The following is a 22,780-nucleotide window of genomic DNA, read 5'->3' on the forward strand; positions in this document are numbered from 1 at the left end:
CGGTACTCACCGTAAAAGAGAATTGCTTAACAAATTTGCAAAATGTATTGGCGCGCGTTTACGCCATTTGATACTTTCCGGCCTAATATTTTGCAGCATAAAACAAGCAGATGAGAATTATTTTCATATAGTCCTCTTCTCAGATATCCAGCGCAGGCCTCAGACAGGGGAGACCTGTGAAGAATCGACGCAAGACGGCCATACGAGCGGTCAGTAATAAAAAAGTCGGTGATAGCAAGAAGTAAAAAGAAGAACCTGACAGCAGCAAAAAAAACTCCTGCGCTGTACAGGCCCCAACAGGGGATTACACAGCTGGCGAAGGCCAGTAATTATAATGAGTGGAGTACCAACACAATGTCCATCATCACAAAAAAAAATCTGGTAGCGGCGGGGATTTTAACTGCGCTAATCGCGGGCAACGCTGCAATGGCTGCGGACGTTCCTGCAGGCGTTCAACTGGCTGAGAAACAGACGCTGGTTCGTAACAACGGTGCGGAAGTGCAGTCTCTTGACCCGCACAAAATTGAAGGTGTTCCGGAGTCTAACGTCAACCGCGACCTGTTCGAAGGCTTGCTGGTGACCGACGTAGACGGCCACCCGGCACCGGGTGTGGCGGAAAAATGGGAAAATAAAGATTTCAAAGTCTGGACCTTCCATCTGCGTAAAGATGCGAAATGGTCCGACGGTACGCCGGTTACCGCCGAAGATTTCGTGTATAGCTGGCAGCGTCTGGCGAATCCAACCACCGCCTCTCCGTATGCGAGCTACCTGCAATATGGCCACATCGCCAATATTGATGACATCATCGCCGGTAAAAAACCGGTCACCGACCTGGGTGTGAAAGCGATTGATGCCAATACCTTTGAAGTGACGTTGAGCGAGCCTGTTCCGTACTTCTACAAATTACTGGTTCACCCGTCCGTTTCCCCGGTACCAAAATCCGCGGTGGAAAAATTTGGTGAAAAATGGACCCAGCCTGCCAATATCGTGACCAACGGTGCTTATAAACTGAAAGACTGGGTGGTCAACGAACGTATGGTTCTGGAGCGTAACCCGCAGTACTGGGATAACGCGAAAACCGTCATTAATCAGGTAACCTACCTGCCAATCTCTTCTGAAGTCACTGACGTTAACCGTTACCGCAGCGGCGAAATCGACATGACCTATAACAACATGCCGATTGAACTGTTCCAGAAACTGAAAAAAGAGATCCCGAAAGAAGTGCATGTTGATCCGTATCTCTGCACTTACTACTACGAAATCAACAACCAGAAAGCACCATTCACTGATGTGCGCGTGCGTACAGCGCTGAAGCTGGCACTGGATCGCGATATTATCGTGAACAAAGTGAAAAACCAGGGCGATCTGCCGGCATACAGCTATACCCCTCCTTATACCGACGGTATGAAACTGGTTGAGCCTGAGTGGTTCAAGTGGTCACAGGAAAAACGTAACGAAGAAGCGAAAAAACTGCTGGCTGAAGCCGGTTATACTGCTGACAAGCCGCTGACGTTTAACCTGCTGTACAACACGTCTGACCTGCATAAAAAACTGGCTATCGCCGTCGCGTCTATCTGGAAGAAAAACCTGGGCGTGAACGTGAAGCTGGAAAACCAGGAGTGGAAAACCTTCCTGGATACCCGCCATCAGGGGACGTTCGACGTGGCGCGTGCCGGCTGGTGTGCGGACTATAACGAACCAACATCCTTCCTGAACACCATGCTGAGTGACAGTTCGAATAACACCGCGCACTATAAGAGCCCGGCATTCGATAAGATCATTACTGATACGCTGAAAGTCACAGACGATGCGCAGCGCGCTGATCTGTACGCGAAATCAGAAGAGCAGCTCGATAAAGACTCTGCAATTGTACCGGTCTATTACTACGTTAACGCCCGCCTGGTGAAACCGTGGGTAGGGGGTTATACCGGTAAAGACCCGTTGGATAATATTTCCGTTAAGAATCTTTATATTATCAAGCATTAATGGCAATACGTGGGGCAGGCCTGGCTTGCCCCACTGTGTCTACTTTGTAACATTCATCAGGCACACGCCAGAAGGTACGGGCAATGTTGAAATTTATCCTGCGTCGCTGCTTAGAAGCGATACCAACGTTATTTATTCTAATTACGATTTCCTTCTTTATGATGCGTCTCGCGCCGGGAAGTCCATTTACCGGTGAACGTACGCTGCCACCGGAAGTGATGGCCAATATCGAAGCGAAGTATCACTTAAACGATCCTATCTCCACGCAGTACTTCAACTATCTGAAGCAACTGGCGCACGGTGATTTTGGGCCGTCATTCAAATACAAAGACTATTCCGTTAACGACCTGGTGGCGTCCAGCTTCCCTGTCTCGGCGAAACTGGGTGCTGCAGCATTCATCCTTGCCGTCGTTCTCGGCGTCACCGCGGGCGTTATTGCCGCGCTCAAACAAAATACCAAATGGGATTATACCGTAATGGGGGTGGCGATGACCGGGGTGGTTATACCCAGCTTCGTTGTCGCGCCATTACTGGTGATGATATTTGCCATTACGCTGAAATGGCTGCCCGGAGGCGGCTGGAACGGTGGGGCGCTGAAGTTCATGATTTTGCCAATGGTGGCACTCTCCCTGGCCTATATCGCCAGTATCGCGCGTATCACCCGCGGTTCCATGATTGAAGTCCTGCACTCGAACTTCATCCGTACCGCGCGTGCGAAAGGGCTGCCGATGCGCCGGATTATATTCCGCCATGCACTCAAGCCTGCACTCCTGCCCGTGCTCTCCTACCTGGGGCCGGCATTCGTTGGGATCATCACCGGCTCAATGGTTATCGAAACCATCTACGGTCTGCCGGGCATTGGTCAGCTGTTCGTTAATGGCGCGCTGAACCGCGACTATTCACTGGTACTGAGCCTGACAATCCTTGTCGGCGCACTGACCATTTTGTTTAACGCTATCGTCGATGTGCTGTATGCCGTTATCGACCCGAAAATCCGTTACTGATACTGGAGCACGCCATGATGTTGAGTAAGAAAAACAGCGAGGCGCTGGAAAACTTCAGTGAAAAACTGGAAGTAGAAGGTCGTAGCCTCTGGCAAGACGCCCGCCGTCGCTTTATGCATAACCGCGCCGCGGTCGCCAGTCTGGTTGTTCTGGTGCTCATCGCGCTGTTTGTCACCCTGGCACCGATTCTGTCGCAATTTACCTATTTCGACACCGACTGGGGCATGATGTCCAGCGCACCCGATATGACGTCCGGGCACTATTTTGGTACGGATTCCTCAGGGCGCGACCTGCTGGTGCGTGTCGCTATCGGTGGCCGCATTTCGCTGATGGTCGGTATTGCTGCCGCCCTGGTGGCGGTGATCGTGGGTACGCTTTACGGCTCACTCTCAGGCTACCTTGGCGGTAAAGTGGACTCCGTCATGATGCGTATGCTGGAAATCTTAAACTCCTTCCCGTTCATGTTCTTCGTTATCCTGCTGGTGACCTTCTTTGGCCAGAATATCCTGTTGATCTTCGTGGCAATCGGGATGGTGTCCTGGCTGGATATGGCGCGAATCGTTCGTGGTCAGACGCTGAGTCTTAAGCGTAAAGAGTTTATCGAAGCGGCGCAGGTGGGCGGTGTCTCCACCGGTAATATTGTGGTTCGCCATATCGTTCCTAACGTGCTCGGCGTGGTGGTGGTATATGCCTCGCTGCTGGTACCAAGCATGATCCTGTTTGAATCTTTCCTGAGCTTCCTGGGTCTGGGTACACAAGAGCCACTGAGCAGCTGGGGCGCGCTTCTGAGTGATGGTGCAAACTCAATGGAAGTCTCACCGTGGTTGCTTCTGTACCCGGCGGGCTTCCTGGTCGTCACCCTGTTTTGTTTCAACTTTATCGGCGATGGCCTGCGTGATGCCCTCGACCCGAAAGACCGTTAAGGAGCGCCGTCATGACGATTATTGAAACGGCCACTGCGCCACAGGCGCAACAGCAGGGTAACCTTCTGCTGGACGTAAAAGACCTCCGCGTGACCTTTAAAACGCCGGATGGCGATGTGACCGCCGTGAACGATCTCAACTTCAACCTGCGTGCGGGTGAAACGCTGGGGATCGTGGGCGAGTCGGGTTCCGGTAAATCCCAAACCGCCTTTGCGTTGATGGGGCTGCTGGCGTCTAACGGTGTCATTGGGGGTTCCGCCAAATTCAACGGGCGTGAGATCCTCAACCTGCCGGAATACGAGCTGAACAAGCTGCGCGCTGAGCAGATTTCGATGATATTCCAGGACCCGATGACCTCGCTGAACCCGTATATGCGTGTCGGCGAGCAGCTGATGGAAGTGCTGATGCTGCACAAAGGCCTGGGCAAAGCGGAAGCCTTTGAGGAGTCCGTCAAAATGCTCGACGCGGTGAAAATGCCGGAAGCGCGCAAGCGTATGCGCATGTTCCCGCATGAGTTCTCCGGCGGTATGCGTCAGCGTGTCATGATTGCGATGGCGCTAATGTGCCGGCCAAAACTGCTGATTGCCGATGAACCGACCACCGCGCTTGATGTGACCGTCCAGGCACAGATCATGACGCTGCTGAACGAGCTTAAGCGTGAGTTCAACACCGCGATTATCATGATCACTCACGATCTGGGCGTAGTGGCCGGTATCTGTGACAAGGTACTGGTGATGTATGCCGGTCGCACCATGGAATATGGTAAGGCGCGCGACGTGTTCTACCAGCCTGCACACCCTTACTCCATTGGTCTGCTGAATGCGGTGCCGCGCCTCGATGCAGAAGGGGAATCCCTGCTGACCATCCCTGGCAACCCGCCAAACCTGCTGCGTCTGCCGAAAGGCTGTCCGTTCCAGCCACGCTGCCCGCACGCGATGGAAATCTGCAATACCGCGCCGCCGCTGGAAGAGTTTGCACCAGGCCGTCTGCGCGCCTGCTTTAAGCCGCAGGAGGATCTGGTATGAACGCATTAGATGAAAAAAGAAATGTCCTGCTCGAAATTGCTGACCTTAAGGTGCATTTCGACATTAAAGACGGAAAACAGTGGTTCTGGCAGCCGCCGAAAACCCTGAAAGCGGTCGATGGCGTAACGCTTCGTCTGTATGAAGGGGAAACCCTGGGGGTGGTGGGTGAGTCCGGCTGCGGTAAATCCACGTTTGCGCGTGCCATCATAGGCCTCGTGAAAGCCACCGACGGCAAAGTTGCCTGGCTGGGTAAAGATCTGCTGGGCATGAAGCCAGACGAGTGGCGCGATGTGCGTAGCGACATCCAGATGATTTTCCAGGATCCGCTGGCCTCATTGAACCCGCGTATGACCATCGGGGAGATCATTGCTGAGCCACTGCGGACCTATCATCCAAAGATGCCGCGTCAGGAAGTACGCGACCGTGTGAAGGCAATGATGATGAAAGTGGGCTTGTTGCCTAACCTCGTCAACCGTTACCCGCACGAATTCTCCGGTGGTCAGTGCCAGCGTATCGGTATCGCCCGCGCCTTGATCCTTGAGCCGAAGCTGATTATCTGTGACGAGCCCGTCTCGGCGCTGGACGTCTCTATTCAGGCGCAGGTGGTTAACCTGCTGCAGAAACTGCAGCGTGAAATGGGGCTGTCGCTGATCTTCATTGCGCATGACCTCGCGGTGGTGAAACATATTTCTGACCGCGTACTGGTGATGTATCTGGGCCATGCGGTGGAATTAGGGACTTACGATGAGGTGTACCATAACCCACTGCACCCATATACCCGGGCACTGATGTCTGCGGTACCGATTCCCGATCCGGATCTGGAAAAAAATAAAACCATCCAGCTTCTGGAAGGTGAATTACCGTCCCCGATTAACCCGCCGTCCGGTTGTGTATTCCGTACGCGATGCCCGATGGCCGGGCCGGAATGTGCAAAAACACGTCCGGTTCTGGAGGGCAGTTTCCGACATGCGGTTTCCTGCCTGAAAGTAGACCCGTTATAATCGCAAGGGCTGACATGATGTCAGCCCTTATTATTTGCGAGGTTAATGTGTCGCGATTATTCACCTCCGTCCGTCGGCGGCTCTATCATCTTTTATTCGATCCTGAAACGGTAACCGGACGGCGTTTTGAAGCCCTCTGCGCGCTGTTTGCGCTGCTCAGCGTGGTGATCATTTTTATCGAATCGGGCGTCGGAACGCAGTATCACCTGACGCTGGAAGAATGGCATCTTTTTGTCTGGCTGGAGCTGGTCATTACGCTGGTCTTTACCGCTGAATATTTCCTGCGGGTATTCTGTTGGCCTGACCCGGCGAAATATGTCTTCAGCTTCTGGGGATTTATTGATTTGGCCACGATCCTGCCGCTCTATGTCATGTGGCTATGGCCGGAAATCAGTCTGAGCTATGTTTTTGCCTGGCGAGCGATGCGCGTTATTCGGGTGTTACGCATTCTTAAACTGCTGCGGTTTATGCCGTCATTGCGGATATTCTGGAGTGCAATCGTCAGCGCACGGCATCAGCTGATCCTGTTCTACTCATTTATTGCCATCGTTATGGTGATATTCGGCGCGCTGATGTATTTGATAGAAGGGCCGAAGAATGGCTTCTCAACGCTGAATGCTTCTGTTTATTGGGCGATTGTGACCGTTACGACCGTTGGCTATGGTGATATAGCCCCTCACACTCCGCTGGGACGGATTGTCGCCTCGGTACTGATTCTGATTGGTTATTCGGTGATTGCGGTCCCGACAGGGCTCATTACTACGCACATGAGCAGCGCCTTTCAGAACCGTAAGGCGCAACGAAAATGCCCGAAATGTCACCAGGGTGAACATGAACACAGCGCGCGGTTTTGTAATCAGTGTGGAAGTGAGTTACCGGATTAAATAAAAAAGGCTGCAATCGCAGCCTTTTTTATTATTCGCGCCAGAGAATATGACACAGCTTGTGGTCTTTCTCGCGACACAGCAGGACGCGGGCGAAGATGTCGTTAATTTCACCGCCATCTTCATCGGCCAGGCCAATCACCACTTCGGCAAAGAAGTCAGGATTGAGGTCGAAATCCACATGTTCAGCCCAGTCTTCAGAAGGGTCGAACAACTCGGCGCCCCCACGCTCTTCAAACTGGAGATTAAAGAGGATCACGTCTGCGGGATCGAGGTTATCAACCGCCAGTTCGAGAAAAATGTCATAGGCCTGTTCGAGCGTTTCGTCTTCGGTCAGGCGATTGTTCAGATCCATTTCCATGATGACTACCTGTTTAACATCGTTGGGCACGTTTTACAGCAACGGACTAAAGAAGTAAAACAGTCGTTCGGTAATTCTCTGCCACAGCGGGCGTTTAACCCACAGTCTGGCATCCAGCAGTCGCGAGCGGGAGATATAATCATCCTGGACCGCGGCCAGATCGCCGCCAAAGCCGGCATCATCGATCACCAGTGTGATTTCAAAGTTCAGCCACAGACTGCGCATATCCAGGTTAACCGTACCCACCAGACTTAACTCGCCGTCGACAAGCACGCTCTTGGTATGGAGTAATCCGCCTTCAAACTGGTAGATTTTCACCCCCGCAGCCAGCAGTTCACTGAAAAATGCCCGGCTGGCCCAGCCCACCAGAAGCGAGTCATTTTTGCGTGGCAAGATGATACTCACATCGACACCGCGCTGTGCCGCGGTACAGATGGCGTGCAGCAGGTCATCGCTGGGAACAAAGTAGGGGGTGGTCATGATCAAATATTCACGCGCTGCGTAAGTGGCCGTCAGCAACGCCTGATGGATCAGGTCCTCCGGGAAGCCCGGTCCGGAAGCGATAGTATGGATGGTGTGCCCGCTGGCCTCTTCAAATGGCATGATATTGCCATCCGGTGGTGGCGGCAGGATACGTTTCCCGGTTTCTATCTCCCAGTCGCAGGAATAAACGATACCCATCGAGGTGGCAATGGGCCCCTCCATTCTCGCCATCAGGTCTACCCACTGCCCGACACCCGAGTCCTGCTTGAAGAACCGCGGGTCAACCATGTTCATGCTGCCGGTATAGGCAATATAGTTGTCGATCATGATCATTTTACGGTGCTGGCGAAGGTCCATCCGGCGCAGAAACACACGCAAGAGATTGACCTTCAGCGCTTCAACCACTTCAATACCGGCATTACGCATCATGCCCGCCCAGGGGCTACGGAAGAAGGCGACGCTGCCAGCGGAGTCCAGCAACAATCGGCAATGAATGCCCCGACGCGCAGCGGCCATCAGCGATTCTGCAACCTGATCGGCCATGCCGCCAGGCTGCCAGATATAGAACACCATCTCGATATTATGGCGAGCCAGTTGAATATCGCGGATGAGGGCCTGCATGACGTCATCCGAGGAGGTCAGCAACTGGAGCTGGTTGCCCTTAACGCCGCCAATACCCTGACGGAGTTCGCACAGCTTAAACAGCGAGGAGGCAACACTGCTGTTCTCCTCGGCAAAGATATGTTTGCAGGCTTTGAGATCGTTGAGCCATTTGGCGGTTGAAGGCCACATGGCGCGGGCACGCTCGGCACGGCGTTTACCCAGATGAAGCTCACCGAAAGAGAGATAGGCAATAATCCCCACCAGCGGCAGGATGTAGATTATCAGCAGCCAGGCCATGGCAGAGGGTACGGCTCTGCGCTTCATCAGGATGCGCAAAGTCACACCCGCGATTAACAGCCAGTATCCCAGAATGACCAGCCAACTCACCACGGTGTAGAAGGTTGTCATAGGTAAAAAAATCCTTTTGAAAGCGTATTGTTATGAGTGTACGCATCAGGAATCATCTGGCAAATAAAAACGCCAGTTAAAAGCGCTGGTTTGCTGCGGGGTTGGGTTTATAATGGGGTTTCTGTTAGAGAAAGAGTTGTAAACATGAAGCGCAGTAGAACAGAAGTAGGGCGCTGGCGCATGTTGCGACAGGTGAGTCGTCGCAAGGCTCGTTGGCTGGAAGCACAATCCCGCCGCAATATGCGTATACACGCCATCAGAAAATGTGGAATGACCAGACACCGTAACGCGTTGCTGTTCGCTACACAGGTTATCTGAGAACCATCAGGGCACCGTTAAGGTGCCCACTGATTTTCAGGCTATCATTTTTCGCAGTCTCTCCCCCGATTCATTCCGCGATATACTCCGCCCTCTTAATCTTATGCATTTCAAAGATGAATCCTTATCTCTGGGTATTTATTGTGCTGCTTGCGCTGGATGCGATCAGGGAAAACGCAGGATTATCGTCATTATCCGCGTTGATTAATTTACTGCTCAGCGGGATATCGCACTGGATAAACTAAAAAGGAAAAGAGATGAACGGAAAAGTGGTTGCTGCCCTTCTTGGGATTGCCGTGTTGAGCGGTTGTGCCAGCAGTAAAACGTCACCGGAAAGGCATGCTTATTATTTCGTGTCGCATAAAACCAATTTTACTGGCGGCAATTTTACGTCAAGTGTATCGCAAAATTATCGTCTGAATGTTCCTCAGTTCCGTGAGCTGTATGAGCAGGGGAAAACCGATCGCGCTGCAGGACGCACACTGTCTGAGGCTAACCAGTACGCCCAAAGCATTCGCGATCAACTGAAGAATCAGGCGAAAACGGAGCATGCTTTCGACGGTAATACCGCGGATAAATGGACGTCTCAAATGGAAGAGAAGGACGCCGTTTTATTTGGTAACGAACTGGCTACGACTTATCTTGATGGCTATAACGGCATACAATAGCGTCTGATTTTGGGGATATCGTATTTGCAGCGATATTCCCGTCGTTTTTTAGCAAAAGGAGGGAGAGGTGTTTGCGGAGTTTGGTGTACTTAATTTCTGGACCTATGTTGTAGGGGCATTTTTTATCGTGCTGGTGCCTGGACCGAACACATTGTTTGTACTGAAAACCGGTATTGGGCACGGTGTTAAAAAAGGGTATCTCGCCGCCACTGGCGTGTTTATCGGCGATGCAGTGCTGATGTTTCTGGCCTGGGCGGGCGTCGCAGCATTAATCCAGACGACCCCGGTTCTGTTTAATATTGTGCGCTACCTCGGTGCTTTCTATCTCCTGTGGCTCGGCGGCAAAATGCTCTGGTCAGTCATCACCCGTCAGAAGAATACCCATGAGAGCGGAACCGAGCCTGCGAGCATGATCATGAAACGCTCGCTGGTGCTGAGCCTGACGAATCCAAAGGCTATTTTGTTCTATGTCTCGTTCTTTGTGCAGTTCATCGATGTGAATGCGAAAAACACGGGCACGTCTTTCCTGATCCTCGCGACCACGCTGGAGCTGATTAGCTTTATGTATATGAGCTTCCTGATCTTCTCTGGTGCGTTTGTCACGCGTTATCTGAAAACCAAAAAGAAACTGGCAAAGCTAGGGAACGGGCTGATTGGGCTGCTGTTTGTCGGATTTGCGGCGCGCTTAGCGTCACTGCACTGAAGAGATGAGTGGCTCCTTTCGGAGCCACTTTTGTATCAAAACACTTTCTTGTACGGGCGAACCGTCACCTTCGCATAGACACCTGCGGCAACGTACGGGTCTGCATCAGCCCAGGCCTGAGCCGCTTCCAGGGATTCAAACTCGGCAATCACCGTGGAGCCCGCGAAACCGGCAGCGCCAGGGTCATTGCTGTCTACCGCAGGCATTGGACCCGCGGTCAGTAATCGACCTTCATCCTGGAGCAGTTGTAAACGCGCCAGATGGGCAGGGCGAACGGACTGGCGTTTTTCGAGGGAATCAGCGACATCTTCAGAGTAAATCACGTAAAGCACGGTGAAGCTCCTTAACCATTAAAAGTGTCAGTAACGTTATGTGAAAGGGCAACTGACTGCAATGTAAAGATAAAAACAATGTTAAAACCCTGATCTGAATGCGCCTTTTTTGGCCTCTCTTGCGCTTAAATTGCGCCAGGACAAAGTGTCTTATTGAATATGATTGCTATTTGCATTTAAAATCAGTGTTCGGTTTTTTAACGTTGATGATTATGACTTCGATGACCCTTGATTTACCTCGCCGCTTTCCCTGGCCGACGCTGCTTTCTGTCGTTATTCACGGTGCTGTCGTGGCGGGTTTGCTTTATACCTCGGTTCATCAGGTTGTTGAAATGCCAGCGCCCGCACAGCCTATTTCTGTGACGATGGTATCGCCAGCGGATCTCGAACCGCCGCAGGTTGCGCCTCCGCCGCCACAGCCCGTCGCCGAACCGGAACCCGAACCTGAACCGGTGCCGGAACCGCCAAAAGAAGCTCCGGTGGTGATCCACAAACCCGAGCCGAAGCCGAAACCTAAGCCGAAGCCAAAACCGGTGAAAAAGGTAGAAGAACGTCCAAAACGCGAAACGCGTCCGGTTGAACCCCGCGCCACGCAGACGGTAGAAAACGCAGCACCTTCGCGTCCGGTGATGAATAACACCACGACGACAGCCAAACCGACAGTCACCGCACCCGCGGGACCGCGTGCGGTCAGCCGTAATCAGCCGCAGTATCCGGCCCGTGCTCAGGCATTACGTATTGAGGGCCGTGTACGGGTGAAATTCGATGTTACGCCGGAAGGGCGTGTTGAGAACGTGGAAATACTGTCCGCGCAGCCGTCTAATATGTTCGAGAGAGAAGTTAAAACGGCGATGCGCAGATGGCGTTATGAAGCCGGTAAACCGGGCAACGGACTGATCGTGAATATTGTCTTCCGCCTGAATGGCGGGGCACAGATGGAATAAAAAAAGCCTCCGCAAGGAGGCTTTTTTTACCGGGCAATCAGGCCTGAGGAAGCGGTCGGGGTTTACCTTCGTTGTCCACGGCCACATAAATAAACAGCGCTTCTGTTGCTTTATAACGCTGTCCAATGGGTTCGGACGAGACCTTTTTCACCCACACTTCGATGTTAATGGAGATGGAGGTATTGCCACGTTTTACGCAACGCGCGTAACAGCAAACCACATCACCCACTGCAACCGGGCGCAGGAAGGTCATGCCATCCACTCTCACCGTCACTACCCGGCCATGTGCAATCTCTTTTGCCAGAATAGCGCCGCCCATATCCATTTGCGACATCAGCCAGCCGCCAAAAATATCGCCATTGGCATTGGTGTCAGCGGGCATTGCCAGTGTGCGTAAAACCAGTTCGCCCTGAGGGGCGTTATTTGTTGTCATTGTTTTAACTCGTAACTGAAGACTTCAGGCGGGATGCTACTATGATTTCAGGCTGGAGAGAATAGACCAGAACGCCTGCTGCACACGTTCTGGTCGGTGAACGATCAGTGCTGGTCGTCCTGTGGCATGTGGCGATAGATATAAACGCCACTTAACAGCGTGAAGATAAGCGTCAGAGCCGTCAGGCCAAAGACCTTGAAGTTGACCCAGATATTCTGCGGCAGCCAGAAAGCAATATAGATATTGGCAAGACCACAGAGAATAAAGAAGATCGCCCAGGCGATATTCAGTCGGGACCACACTTCCTGAGGCAGCGTCAGCTCTTTGCCCAGCATGCGCTGGATCAGCGGCTTCTTCATCACCCACTGACTAATCAGTAACGCACCCGCAAACAGAGCGTAAATTACCGTGACTTTCCATTTGATGAATTCATCGTTGTGGAAGAACAGGGTGAGTCCACCAAACACCGCGACCAGGACGAAGGTCACCAGCGCCATTTTTTCAACTTTACGGTAGCGAACCCAGCTGTAGATCAGCACAACCGCTGTGGCCACGATCAGTGCAGTCGTGGCGGCATAAATGTCATACAGCTTGTAGAAAGCGAAAAAGACCACGAGCGGTAAAAAATCAAGAAACTGCTTCATTCTGTGATTCCATCTTCTGTGTAGGGCCGGGCTGACGTTCCCGGCCACAGGATTACTGACGAATTAACATATACAGGCGGAACAGATAGACCAGCAGTACCGCTGAAATGAGGTTGCTCAGCGTATTTGCCACCACCGCGCCAACATTTGGCGTGAGTACCGCAAAATTCGGGGCAAACAGCAGCAGGAGCGTTTTCGCCAACAGCCAGCCGATAACAGCTGGTGCCACCAGGCGTATATTTGCCCAGGCGAGCCGGATGCTGCTGCGCATCGCGGTAAAGATCCCCAGTTTATCCTGCACGACCATTACCGGCGCGAAAGAGAGCACGATAGCCAGTAATACACCCGGCACGACGACCAGCATAATCCCCATCTGCACCAGCATGGTGGTTAAAAAGATGAGGATAAACAGCTTCGGTAATACCGGCGCGCTGGCACCAATCGCCCGCAGGGCGCTGACGCGCTGACCGGCGGAAACCAGCTGAATCATCAGCAGAACGCCACCTGCCAGAATCGCATTGCCGATAAGACCAGAGAATGTCGAAGCAGCGGAAGCCCGCAGCAGGATTTGTTGCTGCTCCGGCGTCATGTTTTGTACCAGTTCAAACAACCCCACGCTATCTGCAAGATTGTCGCCCTGGCTCAGGCTGGCAATCTGTTCGTCACTTGGCGAGAACGCATGGCCAAGCACCACTGTAATGAAGGCGCATAGCAACGCGATCAGTAAAAAGGTTAAGAACTGATTGCGGAAAAAGTTTCCCGTGTCACGGTAGACAGACTTCGCCGTGATAGACATGCACTCTCCTTGAGTATTGCAGGTGTTAATTAGCCGGCAATTGTACACCGGATAACACTGTCGTGGCAGCATCAAGGCTTGTATGGAAAAGCATATCTTTGTAAAGCGGCGGTAATCCAAAGCGCGCACGGGCACGATTACAGGCTTCATTGACCTGCCCATCCTCACCTGACATGGAAAATTCCCGGCACGGGCTGGGGCGGTGCTCGTAGATAGAGCACCGGGTGGACACCCCAGGTTCACCTTGAAGCGCAGCGCATCGGCACGGTTTTTGGTTGGTGCCACTCATGCAGCGCAGAAAAGGCGTTAACGGTTCAGTGAGATGAACCGGAACGGTACCGCCGCCATCGCTGGCTTCGGCCCAGTAGAAAGAGACTCGAAAATACGCACAACAGGCTCCGCACGTCATGCACGGGTTAAAATCACTCATGGCACACCTGCAAAAGAAGAACGCATCAAATCAACTTGTGAGAGCGCTAAATTATCCAGCCGCGAGAGGAAGAGCAAGAGGGTGAAAAGAGAAAATTTTGTAACGCCGAAATGCCAGAAATTGACCTGACGACAACTTATCGCTTTACGGCGTGTCACCAAAAATTAACCCAGATCAATGAATGTTAACTTACTGGTTTTAATGTGATCTGTAGCAGATCACTTATTACTCATTTGTGAGTATATTCTCCTCCGCGACTAAAACCACAACGATGGAGCGGATATGAAAAAATTAGCGGTGGCAGCCCTTGTATTAAGCAGTCTCTCTGGCGGCGCGTATGCGCATGAAGCAGGTGAATTCTTTATTCGTGCCGGTTCGGCAACGGTGCGTCCAACAGAAGGCTCTGATAGCGTACTGGGTATGGGCGGTTTTAACGTCAGCAACAATACCCAACTCGGTTTGACCTTTACGTATATGGCGACGGAGAACATTGGTGTTGAGCTTCTGGCAGCAACGCCATTCCGTCATCGCGTCGGTTTAGGGCCAACCGGGGATATCGCGACGGTGCACCATTTACCGCCAACACTGATGGCGCAGTGGTACTTTGGTGATGCTAACAGTAAGGTGCGTCCGTATATTGGCGCAGGGGTGAACTACACCACCTTCTTCGACGAGAAATTTAACGATACCGGTAAAGAAGCCGGGCTTACCGATCTCAGCCTGAAAGACTCGTGGGGTGTTGCGGGGCAGGTGGGGCTGGACTATCTGATTAACCGTGACTGGTTAATTAACGCCTCGGTCTGGTACATGGACATTGATACCGACGTTCGCTTTAAAGCGGGCGGTGAACAGCAAAGTATCAGCACTCGCCTCGATCCGTGGGTGTTTATGTTCTCCGCGGGTTATCGTTTCTGATTTATCCCCTGAGACTGGCCTGGTTATGGCCAGTCTTACTTCGGGGGCGATTAAGGTTGCCCCTCCATATTCCAGCGTGCTGAACTCATCTCAACAAATACATGCAGAACCGTAAACGGCGGAAATACTGCCCGTTTAGCCGCGTCAGCCAACGCCTGACCATAACCTATTCACACCATTCCTAAAGTCGAGGTGCAGGTTGCACCGCTTACCGCTTCATGCGTGAGGATTGGTCAGTGCGGCGTCCAGTGATTGCTCAATGGCGCAGCCTGTAGCCCGTGGATATTGTTATCCAAGACTTTACCGGAACGCTTATAAGTACAGGCATCGGGGGCACGTTGTTTGTGACAGCGTTTAGGGGGAAGGGGAACACATCCGGCAAGCACAGCAGTAATACACACTGACGGAAGAATTTGATTCATGAGAAAGTCCATTTATGAAAGTTATTCCGCAAGCAGGCTATCGGAGTTGGGAGGAGATTAATGCCAGATGCCGCAATATACTGTTCTCGAAAAGCGAGACGTTAAATTTTACAGGACATAATATTGAAAAGAATAATTATTGCGGCTGCGGTTACGCTCATTTCTGGCTGCCATCAACAGCCCATGCAACCTGAACCGGCGCAGAAACCGTGCAATGGAATAACGAATAAGCCTTTCCCTGCCATGCCCGTAAAGGCACAGGCGCTGGGCATTGAGGGTAACGTTGTTTTCTCTTTTTCTGTGGGCGACGATGGTCATCCATACGATATACGTATTGTCTCTGCACAGCCTGAAGGGGTGTTTGAACGCGAAACGCTGCGTGCCGTGCAAATATGGTGTTTATCACCGAATAAAAGCCGTCAAACAGAAACGGTCACTTTCACAGTAAATAAGCCCCGATAGCCCGGGGCTTATCTTTCCTCGCAGGCACGCTAACGCACCACCAGCACCGGGCATTTTGCGTGGCGCACGACGACCGCAGCGTTAGAGCCTAACAGATAGGTCGAAATATCAGGTCGATGAGACGCAATAATTATCAGGTCTGCATTGATACTCTCAGCCAGTTTCAGGATCTGATCTTTAGGCGTGCCAGAAATGGCGTGGGTCTGAATGCGGTCGGCCGGTAAATTGAACTGCGTAACGATCTCATTCAATTTCGCCAGCGCCTCCTGCTGCATTTCTTCCAGTTTTGGCATCTCAACGGAATAGGCCAGACCAAGAGAGGAATAGTAGGGGAAAGAAGGAACGACAGTCAGAAAATGCACTTTGCCGTTACTGATTGCTGCGTTCGCCTGAACATAGGGAATCACCTGTTCGGTCAGGCGACGCTCTGAAATATCGACAGGAACGAGAATTGACGCAAACATGCCACACCTCCTGTTTGTTTTTTATCCACTTTAAGTGTAGTTCCGGGGGAGAACAGGGGACTGTATTTACCGCCAAAGTGGGACGTAAGGCGGATTTTTGGGGCAGGAGACGCCCCGGTTAAGGAGCGTCTGTGGCGGGATTATTTCTGTATCAAATAACGAATGGTTGGCCCATCCTGTTGAATGTCCAGCACGGTGTAACCGTGGTTTTTAGCATCCAGAGGAATGTTGTTGATAGACTGCGGGCAGTCGCTCACCACCTCCAGAATTTCCCCTTTCCTGAGCTGAGGCAGGGCTTCCAGCGTAGCGACAGCGGGATAAGGGCAGGGTTCGCCCACCATATCCAGACGATAGTCAGGCACGATCTCTTTCATGCGGCATTCTCCTGCGTTTCATTTTTGACAGCGGCACGGCGGAAGAACCGTTTCTCCTGCGCAATCACCAGTAAAAAAGCGACCAGCAGTAGGGCGTACGTCACTAACAGGCCACCGAGTGGGCCGAACGTGCTGAGCAGGTTGACCTTATCCCAGTTTGTCGCGAGGACAGGAGAAAGGGAATCCCAGTAGTACGCGAGGAGAGTTGACCCGATCACGTTCCCCAGGCCAACCCACCAGTAATGCACCTGACCTTCAACGGCGCGGTACATCCAGCCGGTTTCACAACCGCCAGCCAGCACAATCCCGAAGCCAAACAGCAGGCCGCCAATCACCGCATTCGGGCCGGCCCACATGATTTTCGGTTCAACACCTAACTGAACATAGCTGAAGATGCCGATAGCACTCACCGCCATCCCGGCAATAATCGCTTTTGCCATCATTGTCCGCCCGGTGATCCACATATCGCGAAACGCTGAAGTAAAGCAGATCTGCGCGCGTTCAATAAGCAAACCAAAGCCCACGCCAAACAGCATTGCCAGACCCAGTTTAGGTTGATTGAGCGCTGTACACAGTGCCCATGCCACCATGGCGAAAAAGACCAGCATCCCCAGGCGGAAACGACGGTGTGCCTGAGCCGGTTTTTGCGTCAGCGGCGATGCGGCGCTGACCTTAACCATCCTGACGGGAATACGGAACAGCGGCAAAAGGGTAAATTTTGCGCCAAAGTAAGAACCGATGGCGGTAGCGACGGCAAAGAACCAGGCATGTAGCGAAAACTGTGGGATACCGGTAAAGAAGGCGGCAAGGTTACAGCCCATCGCCAGGCGCGCACCGAAACCGGCAATCATGCCGCCGATGACCGCCTGTACGATGCGGATCCGACTTTTTGGCATTCTCAGCTTAACGTTGTTTGCCCACAGCGCGGCGGCAAAACAGCCGCCGAACATGCCGATGATCATCATCCCGTCGATGCGGGTCAGCGGAGTGCCTTCCAGATGAATGAGCTTAAAGTAACCCCACTCTTCAGCATGCACGCCCGCAAGCTGCAGCAGCTGTCCACCCCAACGGGTAAACTCGCCGGTTACAGCCCAGAACGTACCGGTAATGCCGAAGTAGTAAGTAGACAGGATCCCCGCTGCGATAACGGCGGGTACAGGTGACCAGAACTTAACCAGGTAAGTCTGTTTGAAGTATTGCCATGACATGAGTAAGCCTCTGAACTCAGAAGGTATATTTGGATTTAACGGGCTGGAATATATAACTTTTTTTCTTTCTCCAAAACCTCTCCAAAACTTTTCTCCAAAATACCTACCTTTTTTATGACCTCCGTCATCAAATCTTCCTGATATCTCCTGGCAATCACTCACCCGGCTGCAAAATATTCAATCTTTTCGCGGCCCCTCACGCAGAATACGCGAGCGGCAGACATCCAGAATTTCGTCAGCGAGTGCAGAATTATCCGGGCAGGCACGGGACAACACCAGAGCCCCGACAAGATGTGCAAAGGTGTCTATCAGGTCAGCACGTGAGACATTTTCGTCACTTAACATTGCCAGCTGACGTTCAACCCCGGCTGCAAATGTCTCTTTGATGGACCCGGACTGACGGGCGGTGTCGGTGCCCAGGGCTGACATCACACAACCCCTGGCCATATCATCGCGATGCTGTCGGGAGAGGTAATATTCAATGAATTTTTCTCGGTCCACACCCGCCAGGTTTTCCGCGGCGTGTACAAAACCACAGTTCATGGCTTCTGACATCAGGTCAGCCTTTGAACCAAAGTGCTTATAAAACCCGCCGTGGGTTAAACCCGCCGCAGACATCAGCTCCGCCACGCCCACGCCGTCATAGCCGCGCTCACGAAAAAGTTCTGATGCCGTTTCAACAATGCGCATCCGGTTTTCCCGAACCTGCTCTTTTGACACTTTCATGCTTTCCCGCCCCCTTACAAAACAAGGCTCAATTATACATTGATGATGATCATAATCAAACCAGTTGACTTTATAGATTATGATCATCATCATTAAATCCATGTCCCCGACGGCGCTTCGCAGAGTTATGCGCGCTCCGTCAGTCTGACTGAGATCAGCAAAGAGAGCCGGACATATCCCTGGATTTACCTGCATCGAACAGTGCAGATTCTGTTCAACATTGAATAAAGAAGATCACATATGACGAAAACTTCAGTTCTCATTACAGGCGCATCGACGGGTATTGGTGCTGTTTATGCGCAAAGATTTGCGAGCCGTGGACATGACCTGGTTCTGGTTGCCCGCGATAAAACAAAATTAGACGCACTCGCCGAGCGTCTGCGACAGGAGAAGGGCGTTTCTGTAGATGTTCTGCCAGCCGATCTCACTCAGGCAGCGGATTTAGCGACGGTGGAAGCTCGTCTTCGTGAAGACGAAAAAATAGGGGTGCTGATTAACAACGCAGGCATGGCACAGTCGGGCAATTTTACCGGCCAGACGCCTGAGGCAATTGAGCGTCTTATCGCCCTGAACGTCACTGCGCTGACGAGGCTTGCCAGTGCCGCGGCGCCTCGGTTTGTCAAAACCGGAGAAGGCGCAATCGTCAATATCAGTTCCGTCGTTGGGCTCGCCCCGGAATTTGCCATGACGGTTTACGGTGCAACCAAAGCCTTTGTGCTTTTCCTGTCGCAGGGATTGCATCTTGAGCTGTCCTCCGCGGGCGTTTACGTCCAGGCGGTACTTCCGGCCGGCACTTACACCGAAATCTGGGAACGTGCAGGTATTGATATCAGTAAGGCGCCCGAGATGATGGAAGTGGGTCAGTTAGTTGACGCAGCCCTGGCCGGCTTTGATCGTCGCGAACTCGTCACCATCCCTCCTTTACAAAATGCTGCCCACTGGGATGACCTGGAGAAGGCGCGTCAGGCTCTGCTGGCGGATATCAATCAGGCTAAAGCGGCAGAACGGTACACAGTGTAGTCACGGGGATTTGGCATAACCCTATGCCGCGTTGTTTCCCTGCAGCGTGTTGTTGCGCTGCAGGGTGAGCAGGACTCCATCAAGAGAGCGTAGTGAGAATGACAAAAAAACGTGTAGCACTGGTGACCGGAGCTTCTTCGGGGATCGGTGAGGCGTCGGCTAAAAAACTGCTGGCCGCGGGGTATACGGTCTATGGCACCAGCCGGCGCGCTGTGCAGGCAGGCACACATCCCTTTGCGTTATTAACGCTTGATGTGACGGACGATGCGTCCGTGAGCGCCGCCATTGAGGCGTTACTGCATCTGGAAGGGCGGATAGATTTGCTGGTGAATAATGCGGGCTTTGGGGTTGCTCCTGCGGCCGCGGAAGAAAGTTCGATTGATCAGGCCAGGCGTATTTTCGACACCAACTTTCTTGGCCTGGTCAGAATGACGCGGGCAGTGATCCCGCACATGCGCCGTCAGGGCAGTGGCCGCATCATCAACATTGGTTCGATATTAGGGATTGTCCCGCTACCGTACGTGGCACTGTATGCAGCCAGTAAGCATGCGGTTGAAGGGTATACGGGCGCGCTGGACCATGAACTGCGCACACAGGGTATCAGGGTTTCCGTGATCGAGCCGGCCTATACAAAGACACAGTTCGACGTAAACAATTTAGAACCTGACGCGAAGCTAGAAGAATATGAACCGCTCCGGGCTAAGCTGAACAACGTCGTCAGCAAGGCAATGGACGAGGCGGAACGTCCGGAAGTGGTGGCTGATGTGGTGGTAAAGGCTGCCCAGTCTTTACGGCCTAAGGTGCGTTATACGGCGGGCACGCTGGCAGGGAAACTAGATTTCATTCGCCGCTTTGCGCCTGCTTCACTTCTGGACAAGGTAGTACGCAACAGTCTTCAGCTCGACGCGAAAGAATAAGAATATGAAATTTTCTCAACTGGCTATTCTGACTGCCGGGTTGTTTTTCATCCTGGCGGCGATATGGATGTTCTGCCCGCAACTGCTGTTAGCGCAGTGGGGAATCACGCCAACACCGGGAACAGATGTGCTCGGCCATCGCTCTGCCGCCCTGTACGCGGGCCTGGGGGTGATGTGTTTATTCGCCAGGCACGCAGAGCCCTCGCTGGCCCGCTATGCCCTGGCAGCAGGGATCGGTACGTTATGTTTGATTTTAGCCGTGTCCGGCGTTGTTGAGTGGTATGCAGGACACGTTAATGGGCAGATCGTTATTGCAGTATTTATCGAGCTATTCCTGGGTATCGCTTTTTTACTCAGCAACAGCGTTGGTAAGAAACACGCCACCGGCAAACCCGGCAGAGTAAAAGACAAATGAATAAGAAGACGATGAAAGCATTTACGTTCAAACGCTATGGTAAATCCCCTGAACTGGGATTCGACGACGTAGATTTTCCCTCCCCTGGTGATGATGAAATTCTGGTCAAAGTGTATGCAGTAGGTCTGAACCCGATCGATAACATGATCCCGACCGGCATGTTCAAACGTGTTCTGCATTTCAGTCTCCCCGCGACGTTGGGCAGTGACGTGTCCGGCGTTGTCGTTGCCACAGGACGTCGCGTGACGCGTTTCAACGCAGGCGATGAGGTGTTTGCCAGTATTTTTGACAGGGGAACGGGTTCGCTTGCTGAATTTGTGCGGGTGCCAGAAAACCTTGCAGCGTTAAAACCCGCCACTCTGGATTTCGTACAGGCAGCGTCGCTTCCGATGGTCAGTCTCACCTCCTGGCAAGCGCTGACGGAACGCGCGAAGCTGCGAGCGGGGCAGAAAGTATTTATCCCGGCCGGCTCCGGTGGAATTGGCAGTTTTGCTATCCAACTGGCAAAACACCTTGGCGCAACGGTAGGGACGACAACCAGCACCGCCAACATTGACTGGGTGAGCCGCCTTGGTGCAGATGAGGTGGTTGACTATAAAAAGCAGGAATTCGAAAAAGTGCTGAGCGGCTACGATATTGTCCTCGGGACTATCAGAGGTGACGCGATTGAGAAATCCACCCAAATCCTTAAACCGGGAGGGAAGATAGTTTCCCTGATCGGGCCGTTAGATACGGCTTTCGCACGGGAAAGACACCTTAATGTTTTCCTGCGTTTCGTATTAGGACTGATGAGCCGCAAAATCATGCGACTGTCAAAAAAACGAGGATTAACCTATTCGTTTCTCTTTGTCCGCCCTGATGGCAGCCAGCTTAGCCAAATCGCTGAACTCATGGACGCTCAACGCATCAAGCCCGTTATCGACAACGTTTTCCCCTTTGCCGAAACTGGCGACGCCTTCGCCTATCTGGCTCGCGGGCATGCAAAGGGGAAAGTGGTGGTTAAAATTCATGAGTGATAGCAACGAAGGCTTGCCTCTGCGCTAAGCATAAATGACCAGGGTTATCGCCTCAGGGAAGAGGTATAGTCACTATCACCGTTCGTATCAGTTATAGCCTTCCGTCTTCATCGCATAATGCGGCCAGATGTCAGGATCGTGCCCGGGAATAATTTCCGCATTATGCATCTGGGTAACCACTCTTAGTTTTGCCACCGATCGTGCCACCTCACTGGCCGATGTCATCAAGCCAGGCAGGGCTTTATCCTGAAAATGGTCAAGCGTATAGGCAGCATCTATCGCCAGGGTGAACGATTTTCCACTCGGCAGGGAGACGACAAAAGATTGATGACCCGGGGAGTGGCCTGGCGTGTAAATGATTTTCAGAACGCCGTCGCCATACAGATCAAAACCGTCATCGGCATCTCCTGCCAGAAACTGCCATTTGAGACCTTCGCGATGAAAATCTTTCCGACAGTAGGCCCCGGCGGTAAACCAGTCCGGTGAAAAGGCATAGTCGTACTCAGCACGCTGTACAAGATGAGTGGCTTCAGGAAAGCGGCCAATCGCGCCGGTATGGTCAGAGTGGAGGTGGGAGAGTAAAACATAACGCACCGATTCTGGCCTTATTCCGAGATTTGCCAGTTGTCTTCTACAGCCCTGGTTTGTATCCATGATGGGTTGATACTGGTCAACAGCCGGTCCCCAGTAGGCGCGGGGATCCTTCAGCCCTTCCACCGCAAGCCCACCGTCAATAACAACATTCCCCTGCGGATGCGTCAGTAAAAACCAGGGGACAGGTATAATGTAGTCGGAGCCTTCACCCTGATTCATCCTGATATCGTGATATTTACAACGCTGATAGCCCGACTGGAACATATAAAGCCTGATATCTGACATGCTTCTTTTCCCGTAA

The 22,780-nt window shown here is 52.4% G+C and carries 29 protein-coding genes; 17 read left to right on the top strand and 12 right to left on the bottom strand.

Features of this window, described 5'->3' with window-relative positions:
• The first annotated feature begins 354 nt into the window (after positions 1–354).
• The 6 genes from oppA (at position 355) to AM410_RS17915 (ending at position 6,823) form a co-directional block, all read left to right on the top strand.
• A complete protein-coding gene (oppA, locus tag AM410_RS17890; RefSeq protein ID WP_020882381.1) occupies positions 355–1,986 on the top strand; it encodes an oligopeptide ABC transporter substrate-binding protein OppA in 1,632 nt (543 codons plus the stop codon).
• A gap of 83 nt (positions 1,987–2,069) precedes the next feature.
• Positions 2,070–2,990 (top strand): oligopeptide ABC transporter permease OppB, encoded by a 921-nt coding sequence (oppB, locus tag AM410_RS17895; RefSeq protein ID WP_014170447.1) that lies wholly within the window; start codon positions 2,070–2,072, stop codon positions 2,988–2,990.
• Between the two features lie 14 nt (positions 2,991–3,004).
• Positions 3,005–3,913 carry an oligopeptide ABC transporter permease OppC gene (gene oppC / locus AM410_RS17900; protein WP_014170446.1) on the top strand — a complete coding sequence of 303 codons (909 nt, stop codon included), beginning with the start codon at positions 3,005–3,007 and terminating at the stop codon, positions 3,911–3,913.
• 11 nt (positions 3,914–3,924) lie between these two features.
• Entirely contained in the window at positions 3,925–4,938 is a 1,014-nt protein-coding gene (locus AM410_RS17905; protein ID WP_014170445.1) for an ABC transporter ATP-binding protein, read from the top strand.
• Entirely contained in the window at positions 4,935–5,939 is a 1,005-nt protein-coding gene (oppF, locus tag AM410_RS17910; protein ID WP_014170444.1) for a murein tripeptide/oligopeptide ABC transporter ATP-binding protein OppF, read from the top strand. The genes AM410_RS17905 and oppF overlap by 4 nt, the downstream gene beginning before the upstream one ends.
• 14 nt (positions 5,940–5,953) lie before the next feature.
• Entirely contained in the window at positions 5,954–6,823 is an 870-nt protein-coding gene (locus AM410_RS17915) for an ion transporter (protein WP_032678336.1), read from the top strand.
• A gap of 31 nt (positions 6,824–6,854) precedes the next feature.
• On the opposite strand, the gene AM410_RS17920 is transcribed toward AM410_RS17915, so the two are convergent.
• On the bottom strand, positions 6,855–7,184 hold the full coding sequence (locus tag AM410_RS17920) for an HI1450 family dsDNA-mimic protein (RefSeq protein ID WP_006810881.1): 330 nt from the start codon (positions 7,182–7,184) through the stop codon (positions 6,855–6,857).
• Between the two features lie 33 nt (positions 7,185–7,217).
• Entirely contained in the window at positions 7,218–8,678 is a 1,461-nt protein-coding gene (gene cls, locus AM410_RS17925; RefSeq protein ID WP_014170441.1) for a cardiolipin synthase, read from the bottom strand.
• A gap of 144 nt (positions 8,679–8,822) precedes the next feature.
• Here cls and AM410_RS23950 point away from each other — a divergent pair, with 144 nt between their 5' ends.
• The 4 genes from AM410_RS23950 to leuE all read left to right on the top strand — a co-directional run bounded on the left by AM410_RS23950 (position 8,823) and on the right by leuE (position 10,367).
• Entirely contained in the window at positions 8,823–8,996 is a 174-nt protein-coding gene (locus AM410_RS23950) for a YciY family protein (RefSeq protein WP_086463573.1), read from the top strand.
• A 116-nt stretch (positions 8,997–9,112) separates the two neighbouring features.
• Positions 9,113–9,241 carry a KPN_01571 family protein gene (locus AM410_RS24400; RefSeq protein WP_014170440.1) on the top strand — a complete coding sequence of 43 codons (129 nt, stop codon included), beginning with the start codon at positions 9,113–9,115 and terminating at the stop codon, positions 9,239–9,241.
• A 12-nt stretch (positions 9,242–9,253) separates the two neighbouring features.
• Positions 9,254–9,664, top strand: a complete 411-nt coding sequence (locus AM410_RS17930) for an Exc2 family lipoprotein (RefSeq protein WP_047366390.1) — start codon at positions 9,254–9,256, stop codon at positions 9,662–9,664.
• 67 nt (positions 9,665–9,731) lie between these two features.
• Entirely contained in the window at positions 9,732–10,367 is a 636-nt protein-coding gene (gene leuE / locus AM410_RS17935) for a leucine efflux protein LeuE (RefSeq protein WP_020882385.1), read from the top strand.
• A 35-nt stretch (positions 10,368–10,402) separates the two neighbouring features.
• On the opposite strand, the gene AM410_RS17940 is transcribed toward leuE, so the two are convergent.
• Positions 10,403–10,699, bottom strand: a complete 297-nt coding sequence (locus AM410_RS17940; protein WP_014170437.1) for a YciI family protein — start codon at positions 10,697–10,699, stop codon at positions 10,403–10,405.
• Positions 10,700–10,920: 221 nt separating this feature from the next.
• Between AM410_RS17940 and tonB the strand changes: the two genes are divergently transcribed.
• Positions 10,921–11,643, top strand: coding sequence for a TonB system transport protein TonB (tonB, locus tag AM410_RS17945; RefSeq protein ID WP_025203933.1), 723 nt, complete (start codon positions 10,921–10,923; stop codon positions 11,641–11,643).
• A 37-nt stretch (positions 11,644–11,680) separates the two neighbouring features.
• Here the strand turns inward: tonB and yciA are convergent, their stop codons facing one another.
• From yciA to AM410_RS17965, 4 genes are all read right to left on the bottom strand, one after another.
• On the bottom strand, positions 11,681–12,076 hold the full coding sequence (gene yciA / locus AM410_RS17950; RefSeq protein ID WP_014170435.1) for an acyl-CoA thioester hydrolase YciA: 396 nt from the start codon (positions 12,074–12,076) through the stop codon (positions 11,681–11,683).
• Positions 12,077–12,180: 104 nt separating this feature from the next.
• On the bottom strand, positions 12,181–12,720 hold the full coding sequence (locus AM410_RS17955) for a septation protein A (protein ID WP_020882387.1): 540 nt from the start codon (positions 12,718–12,720) through the stop codon (positions 12,181–12,183).
• 52 nt (positions 12,721–12,772) lie between these two features.
• A complete protein-coding gene (locus AM410_RS17960) occupies positions 12,773–13,516 on the bottom strand; it encodes a YciC family protein (protein WP_020882388.1) in 744 nt (247 codons plus the stop codon).
• A 25-nt stretch (positions 13,517–13,541) separates the two neighbouring features.
• Positions 13,542–13,946, bottom strand: a complete 405-nt coding sequence (locus tag AM410_RS17965) for a YkgJ family cysteine cluster protein (protein WP_032678333.1) — start codon at positions 13,944–13,946, stop codon at positions 13,542–13,544.
• A gap of 282 nt (positions 13,947–14,228) precedes the next feature.
• Between AM410_RS17965 and ompW the strand changes: the two genes are divergently transcribed.
• Entirely contained in the window at positions 14,229–14,861 is a 633-nt protein-coding gene (gene ompW / locus AM410_RS17970) for an outer membrane protein OmpW (protein ID WP_014170432.1), read from the top strand.
• A gap of 545 nt (positions 14,862–15,406) precedes the next feature.
• A complete protein-coding gene (locus AM410_RS17980; protein WP_080127469.1) occupies positions 15,407–15,745 on the top strand; it encodes an energy transducer TonB in 339 nt (112 codons plus the stop codon).
• A gap of 29 nt (positions 15,746–15,774) precedes the next feature.
• Here the strand turns inward: AM410_RS17980 and uspF are convergent, their stop codons facing one another.
• From uspF to AM410_RS18000, 4 genes are all read right to left on the bottom strand, one after another.
• The gene (uspF, locus tag AM410_RS17985; RefSeq protein WP_014170429.1) at positions 15,775–16,209 is read right to left on the bottom strand and encodes a universal stress protein UspF; all 435 of its coding nucleotides are present in this window, start codon (positions 16,207–16,209) and stop codon (positions 15,775–15,777) included.
• Between the two features lie 140 nt (positions 16,210–16,349).
• Entirely contained in the window at positions 16,350–16,583 is a 234-nt protein-coding gene (gene yedF, locus AM410_RS17990) for a sulfurtransferase-like selenium metabolism protein YedF (protein ID WP_014170428.1), read from the bottom strand.
• Positions 16,580–17,791, bottom strand: a complete 1,212-nt coding sequence (gene yedE / locus AM410_RS17995; RefSeq protein WP_073397356.1) for a selenium metabolism membrane protein YedE/FdhT — start codon at positions 17,789–17,791, stop codon at positions 16,580–16,582. The genes yedF and yedE overlap by 4 nt, the downstream gene beginning before the upstream one ends.
• A 177-nt stretch (positions 17,792–17,968) precedes the next feature.
• Positions 17,969–18,517 carry a TetR/AcrR family transcriptional regulator gene (locus tag AM410_RS18000; protein ID WP_047955725.1) on the bottom strand — a complete coding sequence of 183 codons (549 nt, stop codon included), beginning with the start codon at positions 18,515–18,517 and terminating at the stop codon, positions 17,969–17,971.
• Between the two features lie 240 nt (positions 18,518–18,757).
• Here AM410_RS18000 and AM410_RS18005 point away from each other — a divergent pair, with 240 nt between their 5' ends.
• The 4 genes from AM410_RS18005 to AM410_RS18020 all read left to right on the top strand — a co-directional run bounded on the left by AM410_RS18005 (position 18,758) and on the right by AM410_RS18020 (position 21,885).
• On the top strand, positions 18,758–19,537 hold the full coding sequence (locus AM410_RS18005; RefSeq protein WP_063156509.1) for an SDR family NAD(P)-dependent oxidoreductase: 780 nt from the start codon (positions 18,758–18,760) through the stop codon (positions 19,535–19,537).
• A gap of 98 nt (positions 19,538–19,635) precedes the next feature.
• Positions 19,636–20,454: an oxidoreductase gene (locus tag AM410_RS18010; protein ID WP_073397352.1), complete on the top strand. Its 819-nt coding sequence runs from the start codon at positions 19,636–19,638 to the stop codon at positions 20,452–20,454.
• Positions 20,455–20,458: 4 nt separating this feature from the next.
• Positions 20,459–20,869, top strand: coding sequence for a hypothetical protein (locus AM410_RS18015; protein ID WP_073397350.1), 411 nt, complete (start codon positions 20,459–20,461; stop codon positions 20,867–20,869).
• A complete protein-coding gene (locus AM410_RS18020; protein WP_025203942.1) occupies positions 20,866–21,885 on the top strand; it encodes an NADP-dependent oxidoreductase in 1,020 nt (339 codons plus the stop codon). Before AM410_RS18015 ends, AM410_RS18020 begins: the two co-directional genes overlap by 4 nt.
• An 87-nt stretch (positions 21,886–21,972) precedes the next feature.
• On the opposite strand, the gene attM is transcribed toward AM410_RS18020, so the two are convergent.
• On the bottom strand, positions 21,973–22,764 hold the full coding sequence (attM, locus tag AM410_RS18025; protein ID WP_108648190.1) for an AttM family quorum-quenching N-acyl homoserine lactonase: 792 nt from the start codon (positions 22,762–22,764) through the stop codon (positions 21,973–21,975).
• Positions 22,765–22,780 lie beyond the last annotated feature (16 nt).

The sequence above is a fragment of the Enterobacter cloacae complex sp. FDA-CDC-AR_0164 genome (assembly GCF_003071645.1).
In the GTDB taxonomy this organism is placed as follows: Bacteria; Pseudomonadota; Gammaproteobacteria; order Enterobacterales; family Enterobacteriaceae; genus Enterobacter; species Enterobacter ludwigii.